At 29.8% G+C, this 8,150-nt stretch carries 7 protein-coding genes and 1 pseudogene; 7 read left to right on the top strand and 1 reads right to left on the bottom strand.

Annotated features, from left to right (window positions below; genetic code table 11):
- Positions 1-160 precede the first annotated feature (160 nt).
- The 7 genes and pseudogenes from FVE74_RS11445 to FVE74_RS11420 form a co-directional block, all read left to right on the top strand.
- Positions 161-2,281: a plasmid recombination protein gene (locus FVE74_RS11445; protein ID WP_147004667.1), complete on the top strand. Its 2,121-nt coding sequence runs from the start codon at positions 161-163 to the stop codon at positions 2,279-2,281.
- A gap of 847 nt (positions 2,282-3,128) precedes the next feature.
- Positions 3,129-4,784: a Rep family protein gene (locus FVE74_RS11440; RefSeq protein ID WP_147004666.1), complete on the top strand. Its 1,656-nt coding sequence runs from the start codon at positions 3,129-3,131 to the stop codon at positions 4,782-4,784.
- A gap of 21 nt (positions 4,785-4,805) precedes the next feature.
- On the top strand, positions 4,806-4,961 hold the full coding sequence (locus FVE74_RS11725) for a hypothetical protein (protein WP_172617512.1): 156 nt from the start codon (positions 4,806-4,808) through the stop codon (positions 4,959-4,961).
- 184 nt (positions 4,962-5,145) lie between these two features.
- On the top strand, positions 5,146-5,835 hold the full coding sequence (locus FVE74_RS11435; RefSeq protein ID WP_147004665.1) for a tyrosine-type recombinase/integrase: 690 nt from the start codon (positions 5,146-5,148) through the stop codon (positions 5,833-5,835).
- A 21-nt stretch (positions 5,836-5,856) separates the two neighbouring features.
- The gene (locus FVE74_RS11430; RefSeq protein ID WP_147004664.1) at positions 5,857-6,087 is read left to right on the top strand and encodes a hypothetical protein; all 231 of its coding nucleotides are present in this window, start codon (positions 5,857-5,859) and stop codon (positions 6,085-6,087) included.
- 285 nt (positions 6,088-6,372) lie between these two features.
- Entirely contained in the window at positions 6,373-6,837 is a 465-nt protein-coding gene (locus FVE74_RS11425) for a lysozyme inhibitor LprI family protein (protein ID WP_147004663.1), read from the top strand.
- A 106-nt stretch (positions 6,838-6,943) separates the two neighbouring features.
- Positions 6,944-7,108 (top strand): annotated as a pseudogene (locus tag FVE74_RS11420) (ISLre2 family transposase); the annotation flags it as partial.
- 589 nt (positions 7,109-7,697) lie between these two features.
- Here FVE74_RS11420 and FVE74_RS11415 read toward each other — a convergent pair.
- The gene (locus tag FVE74_RS11415; RefSeq protein WP_147004662.1) at positions 7,698-7,958 is read right to left on the bottom strand and encodes a hypothetical protein; all 261 of its coding nucleotides are present in this window, start codon (positions 7,956-7,958) and stop codon (positions 7,698-7,700) included.
- Positions 7,959-8,150: the final 192 nt, after the last annotated feature.

The raw sequence follows: 8,150 nt of genomic DNA, 5'->3' as shown, positions 1-8,150 counted from the left end.
GGATGCGGAGATTTGATTTTTTATTTCATAATAATTATAATTTAAAAAACAGAAAAAATCAAGATATTTTTAAAAAATTTGGGGGAAAAAAATATGGAAATTAGTTTTTTAAATAACATAAAAAAATATAATTCAAGGAATAACAAGGAGAACATAACAAATGTTACAAATGAAGCGTTCCGTGAAAGTGAAGAATTTAAACATAAAAAAATATAATTCAAGGAATAACAAGGAGAACATAACAAATGTTACAAATGAAGCGTTCCGTGAAAGTGAAGAATTTAAGAACAATGTGAATGAAAAATTGAATAGTGAAAATAAAGTGCTTGTGCGTGATTTTCAAATGCTTGAAAGACAATATGAAGATACAGAAGTGAGAAGCACAACAAAAGATGTTATAACAGTTGTTTCATCGGTGCAGGCTGGAGATTTTGAAGCAAGGACAGGGCAAGACTTGACATATCTTTTATCGCTTGAAGAATGGGAAGAATATTATAAAAAAAATTTGAAATTTTTAAGCGAAAAATTAGGAAAAAACGCTCATTGCGTATATGCTGTTATTCATTTCGACGAAAGTACACCGCACCTGCATAGTGCGTGGACTTTTGCGGAAGAAAACAAGAAAGAAAACAATGAAATAAACTATGCAAAAATTGACAAAGCATTAAGAAACAATTTCAGTAATAAGAACAAAAAAGAAATGAAACTAAAAGCAGGGACAAAGGAATATAAAGAAGCGTTAGCAAAATACAAGGAAGAAAACATGCAAAAGCAAATTGACAAGCAGTTGAAAAAAATGCAGTCAAGAACATCACAAAAGGCGTTTAAATGTGAAACAGGAACATCTGCAATAAATCGTGAATTTTACAGAAGCATAAATGAAGAATTTAAGGAAAAAATGAAAAATGAAAAAGTGATCCAAAAGTTGAAAAAAAGGATTGAACTTTTTTCAAATGAAAATTGCGAAATAGTCAAGCAGAGAAGCGAAAAATATAACAATTTTGAAACGCTTGACAGAGCAAAACACTCGATGAAAACAGAATTGGAAATTTTAGCCGATAAAATCAATAAAAATGACTATACAGAACAAGAGTTGAAACGATTTAAAATGATAAATGCAAAACGTATTCTAGTTGAAGAAAAAAAAGCGATAACGATACACGATTTTAAGAAGAAATTTAAAGAAACGAAAGCAAAATGTAGGAGCATTGAGAACAATAGAACAATTGCTGTTGGCTGGAATATTATTAATTTTAAAAAAAATATCAGTAATATCATTGAAAATAATAAAAAAAAGAAGCAATTAGTCAATCATTTCAAAGAAGAATTGAAAGTTTTGAATAATCTAAAAGACACCGTAAACCTTAAAGAAATTCAAGAAATTATTGAAAAATCAACACAAGGCGAAAGTGCAAAAGATTTAATCAATGAAAAAGAACAGTTGAAAAGAGAAGTCCAAGACACTAAAAATGAAATTTATGAATTAAACAAAAGGATTATGGAAAAATCTCGCTATGACGATAAATTAAACGGACAAATTTATAATAAACAACTTGCTCTCGGAGAATTGTCAGCAAGAGTTGAAGAAAAACGGAAAGAAGCGGAAAAGCCTGTTGCGGTTAGCCGTGAACGTATAAGAGAACTTGAACAAGAAGCAAGACAAGAAGCACGGCAACGAATAGAAAGAGAGAACGTGCAAAAGGTCAAAGAACTTGAAGAACTTAAAAGAAACATAGAACAACAACGACAAGTACAGCAAATGAACGAAATAAGCATTGCAAATTACAAAAAAAAGATTGATGAAGCGAAAAAAGAAAGTGAAGAAATTGAAAAGAAAATTGGAGAAAAAAGAAATTTAAGCATTGAAAAACTTGCTGAAAAATCGTTGAAAAATGCACCTGTAAGGAGTTTTGAAATTGATGACTATATTGAAAAAAATCAAGAAAAATTTAAAAATTTGCTTGAAGAAAGAGAAGCAGAAATTGAAAATGAGATTGTAGAAAATTTGAGAGAAGATACAAGAGAAGCATTTTCAGTTTTTCAAAATTTTGTGCGTGAATATGCTAGAAAAAACGTATATAAAGACTTAATAAACTTTAAAGAAGCGAAACGGCTAACAATACAAGCATTTAAAGAAATTCAAGCAACATCACAAAATTTTTTTGCTGATTTCGTTGAAAATTTTAAAAATAAAGTGAATGACTTAATCACAAAGCGACAGAACGGCGAAAAACGTCCATACACGCAAGAAAACGGAATAAGGCAGGGGAAAACACGTTGAAGCATTTGAACGCTTGAAAAACACTTTAAAGCGTGATATAATATATCATAAAATTTTTTCAATTAGATCTTTAAAAAAACTGGAGCGAAATGCTCCTTTTTTTATTCTTATCTACCCTTTTTATTCTTTTTCAAATGAATGTGAGCGAACGTTAGTGAGCGAGAGTGGAGCGGAGCGGAACGGTATTATAATTAAGTATTTTTTTTTTAAAAAATGCTTAATAGACAAAAAGGCGAACATTTTTGAAATAGCAACGAAACTCGTAAAAATCGTAAAAAACTAAAAAAAAGATTTGACAACTTGAACATTTTATTATAAAATATACTATGAGAATTAATATAAAAAAAAGTCGATAACTGGCAATTATCGACGGGGAAAGGCTATGCAAACCTAAGTTTTTGTATTTTTTGTATTTTTAATTGATATTATTATAGCATATTAAGTTAATAATGTCAAAAAAGTAAGATTTTTAAAACTCAAAAAATAATATGAAAATTTGAAAATCCTTTGAGTATTAAGAAAACACAAAGTCGGGTGGTACTAAAAAAAAACAAATTTGTGTAAAAATGGCTTTAAACTACTATAAACGCGTGCGTGGACGACTGTCCAGTTGAGAACCGCGTTTTGTGCAATTTTTTTTGGAATTATCAAAAAAGCGAATAAAAATAGGAGTTTGAGAGAAAAATTTTTTGCACAAAATTGCACAAAAAAATTGCACACTATCATTTTCAGTTTGTGCAATTTTTGAAAACATTTTGCATAAAATCAAGGTTTGCTGGTTTTTCTAATTATTAATTTCTTGTTAAAATCTCGTAATGAAAAAAATTAAAAAAAAAAGGAGAAAAAAATGAACAAGAAAATAAAACAAGAAAAACAAGAAAAAGAAAAAAAAACAGACAGTAAAGGCAGGAGATACAGAAATTTTAAAATAGTTCAGTTTTTACAAAACAATCAAACTGGAGAAAAATTACTTGATGTTGAAAAATTTCATAAAATGCTAGCGATGTCAAAGAAAGTAAGCAAGTATGCTTTTATTCTACACGATAAAGATTGCTTAACGTATTTTCAAGGTGGAGAATGTAAATATTATAAAGATGAGTTAGGAAACAAAGTTAAGAAAGAAAAACACATTCATTGTTATATTGCTTTTAAAAATGCTTGCACGGTCAAAAGTATATCAAAAGCACTCGGAATTCCAGAAGGGCTGATTAAAGTTGTCAACGGTGGAAAGAAAGCGGAAACGGAAATAATAAGATACTTTCTACATAAAACGAAAGAAGCACAAAAGGCTTTGAAACATGAATATAATGAAAGTGAACTTGTAGCGAATTTTGATTTTGTTGCAAATGAAAGAAAAGAATTAACAACAGAAGAAGTTTTTGATAATCTAGTTGACGAACTTGGTGCTATGTATTTCAAAGCAACAGATGACGGATCAATGTCTTTTGCTGACGTGGACAATGAATTGAGGGGTGAACGTTTTATAAAACATTTAAATTTTGAGAACGTGCTTGAAGAATTAATGAATGAAACAGAACTTAGCGAAGAAGAAATGATTGAAAAATTACGTAGAAAAGTTTGGACTCGATGGTGCAAGAAAATAGAGCAAGGAGAAAAGAACTTTATTAAGAATTTCGATAAGTATAGAGATAAACAAACGATCCTAATCTGCGGACTAGGCGGAACTGGAAAAACTACACTTGCAAAAGAAATTGCAATGCTCGAAACAGATTGGAATGAGAGCAAGGCGTTTAGAGTCGGTGGACGTGGGACATTTTTGGACGGATTAACGCCAAGACACGACGTTATAACATTTGATGATAAACGTTCCTATGAAATATTGGAGGGACTTGGCGGACGTGGAACTATGTTGACATTTTTTGATCCACATCCGACTGAAACACAAAAATTTAATATTAAGTACAGTTCTGTAACTCCATACTTTGACCTTGCGATTGTAACAACTGTTGAAGTTCCTTGCCAGTTCCTTAACGGATTGGCAGGAACATTTGTTGACAAAACAGGAAGTTTTAGAGAAGCGGAAGATTCAGGACAAATTTACAGAAGATTTTCAAAAATCGTGAGAATTTCAAGAAGAAAACTTGAGATTTATATTTCTGCTGATAGAGCAAATGCCGTTGCGGATCTAAATTTATATGGAAAAAAACGTGATGAAAAGAAACGTGAAGAATTGCTTGAATTTTATAAATTTACATTCAAGAACTACTATGATTTAACAGAAGCGATAGAAAGAAAAAAAGAAAAGAAAAAATGCGACATAACAGTAGTTCAAGACTTATTGAAATTTACAGAAGAAGAATTTGTAAAGAAATATAAAAAATATGACAAGAAAAACGGAAACTGGGAATATATAAGATTTGACGCAAGTTTTGTCAGCAATGACGACGAAGATGGAGAATATAAAGTAGAATATAAAGTACAACATTTGGACGGAGAAGAAATAATTTTTTATGGAGAAGATGACGAAGCATTTCCGTTTTAAAAAGAAAGGAAAGGATAAAAAATGAGAATAAAACTTAACGAAATAGATAAAGAACTTTTGAAAAGATATATCAAAAAAGAAGTGAAATATAAGGATATTAAAGATAATTTGAGTTTTAGAAAAACAAGTTTTTATAAAATTGTCAATGAAATTAAAGAACAGCGGATAAGTATTTAATAATCATATCAACCAAAAAAAGTTCTGAAAATATTAACAAAAATGGAACTTTTTTTGCGGAAAATGAGAAAATTGAAAAAAATAATTTGCTTTTTTCTAAAATTTAAGGTACAATTATATCGGAAAAGTTCTGAAAATTATAAAAACGGAACTTTTTCAATATAAAAAAAAGGGGAAAATTTTAATGGAAAATGAAATTATTGTTTTAGGAAATAATGATGAAATTTTTGCGGAAGCGGAAATTGTGGAAGTAAAAGAATTTTTTGACGAAAAGAAAACAAAGAAAAAAATAAAATACTTGTCAGAAGATGAGTTTTTACATTTAAAAAGAGTTTTAGACGAAACTGAAAATTTGGAACTTAAAGCGATTATAATGCTACAATATGCTCTAGCTTTAAGAGTGAATGAAGTATTGCAATTAAGATTTTCAGACATTACGATGCGAACAGATAGAAAAACTGCAAAAAATTATTATATTGTCAATGCTTCAAACTCTAAACAAAAAAGTGAAATCAATAAGACAAAAGAACTGAGAATAAGTAATGAAGTCGCAATGCTCGTGATGACTGTATTAAATAAATATCAATTGAAAAAGAATGATTTTATTTGTCGCACTGGAAAAGGAAAAGTAATGACAGAGCGAAATTATAACAAATATCTTAAAAAGATTTTTGCGATTGCAGGACTGTCAAAAGATAAAGCACATAGCCACGTTTTTAGACATAGCAGGGCGATCCATTTGTTGAACGCAGGCTTGAATTTGGCTCAAGTTAAAAAAGTTTTAGGACACATTTCAATTTTAAATACAATGATTTATACAAATTATAGTAACTACGACATAAACAAGGCATTGGCGGACGTGGACGGAAATTAAAAAAATGAAAGGGGAAAAACGATGACAAGAAAAGAAATTTACGACAAGATATTTCAAATGCTTGAAATCGAACAGAATCACTTGTTAAATCGCTATGAGTTCGGAGAAATCGAATATGACAATTACGTTGAATTGTCAAGTGCTAGAACAGAAGAATACAAGGAATATGTGAAAGATTTGGCGTTGGCTTCTGATAATGAATTAAATGAAAAAATGACTTTTGTTATCAATGCCAATCTTGAAACATTTTAAAAAATGCTTTAAAACGCCCATACACGCAAGGAAAAAGGGAAAGGCAAGGAATAGGTCGGCTTTGGGTCAAAATATTCGAAAAAAATAAGCGTAAGGGCAAAAAATGGCTATATGACTGACAGAGTAAAAAATATAGGGGCAAATAAATTTATTGTAAAATAAAAAAGAAAATACATTACTATAAAATAAATTACTACTAAAAATAATTTACAAAATATTTTATTCTCATTTTTCTTTAATAATTTAATGATATAATGCTAGTATCTAAAAGATGGAGGGATTTATATGAAAAAATTAGCTTTAATAATAGTAATATTGTTAATAGGAGTTATGAACTGTTCAAAATCAGATAAAGAAGAAAAAACCAATGAAAATAAAACAATTAATGCCCCTGTCAAATCAGACGAAAAAAAAGAAAACTCAGACGAAAAAAAAGAAAACTATGAAGCTGAAATTATACAAAGAATGGATGTTGTGAAAAAGGAAGTACAGCCAGCCTTGGATTCTGGGGTAACAGCAGATATGAACAATGCGGTTAAAAAATTAGGAGATTCATGGGAAACAGAGATGAAAAAGGTTTATGAATTACTTTTAGCAGAATTGCCAGAAAATGAAAAGACAAAATTGCAAAAAGAGCAGGAAGAATGGGTAAAAAAAGTAAATACTGAACCTAAAGAAAAAAAATTGGAAAAAACAGAAAAAAGAGCGATAGAAATGGCAAAAAGATACGATAAGATACATAAAAAATAATATTTAAAAATAGAATATTGTAAGATATTTATAGATTAATTAAAAAATTTAAAGGAGAAATGAAGACTATGAAAAACAAAATTTTGAAAATATTTGTAATTATGACTTTAGCGACAAAAGAAGGAGTTCACTAGAAAAGGTAATAGAGATGGAATGCTTGCCAGAAATTGTTAATGAAACAGGAAAAAGCACAAATATGCCATATTTGAGAGGAGGAGAATGTCCGATTAGGGAAGTTTTGAAAGAAATATCACAAAGTAAAATATTTTAAAAAAAGCAGTCAAAAAAGATTTGTTGTGGTATTTAATGACTGCCCCTATATTTTTTACTCTGTCCTATATGACTTTAAATACTTGCGTTTAATTTTGAAAAGTGATATAATATTATCGAACAAAAAAACCTAACTCAAGGTAGTAAATATTGCGGAAAAGAAGCCCTTATTCATTGAATGGGGCTTTTTTTTATGATATAATTATTTGTTGAGTTTCGCAATCTCAACAACTACCAAGAGTTAGGGGGTGGTCGCAATGGTTAGGGATTGGCTTGTTATTTTGCTTGCTATCGTTATTTTTTACTTTGTATTTCAGCAAAATAAATAATAACCATTAATTTTTCATTGTCCGCCTTGCCTGTCAGTCTAATGGCTGGCAGGTTTTTTATTTGAAAAAATGCAGGGGCTGGGATAATCGGACAGGCTTTAAAATGCTCCAAAAACGTCCATAGACGGTAAGGACAAGGGCAAGGCAAGAATAGGTCGGCTTTGGGTCAAGATATGCGAAAAAATAAGCGTATAAGCAAAAACAACCTTTTGAATTTTTTTTTCAAATGAAAAAGGCCCTGCAACTTTTGTTGCGGGGTCTTTAGTTTTTAACAGTTAAATTTTTGTAAGTCTTTAAGATGATTTTGAGTTCCTGAAGTTCTTCTGTAACTGCTTTTTTTTGTTCTTTCAACTTCTCTTTTTCATCTTTTAAAAACGCAATTCTGTCAGCAATTTTTTTAAGTTCCCACTCTTCCAGTTTTTCACGTCGCAACGCTTTTAATTTTAAATCACGATAAGAGCGAATTTTTTGTGTTTTTTCAGCTTCATTTTCTGAATTTTTTTTTGTGTTTTTTGTTGCCATTTTATTCACTTCCTTTTTTTGTTTTTCAATAGTCAATTTTTCAAATGAAAAAAACAAATAATTTTAAAAAAATTTTTTTGAGTAAAGAACGCATTTTTTTATTATAACGCCCCGCAGGGCTTGCGTCAAACTTTTTCCAGCAGGGAAAATTTGGCAGGCAAGCCTGTCAAACTCGTTTGACAGGTGCAGACT

This window comes from Leptotrichia wadei, assembly GCF_007990445.1.
Classification (GTDB): domain Bacteria; phylum Fusobacteriota; class Fusobacteriia; order Fusobacteriales; family Leptotrichiaceae; genus Leptotrichia; species Leptotrichia wadei_A.
This window is presented reverse-complemented; position numbering and strand designations above follow the sequence as displayed.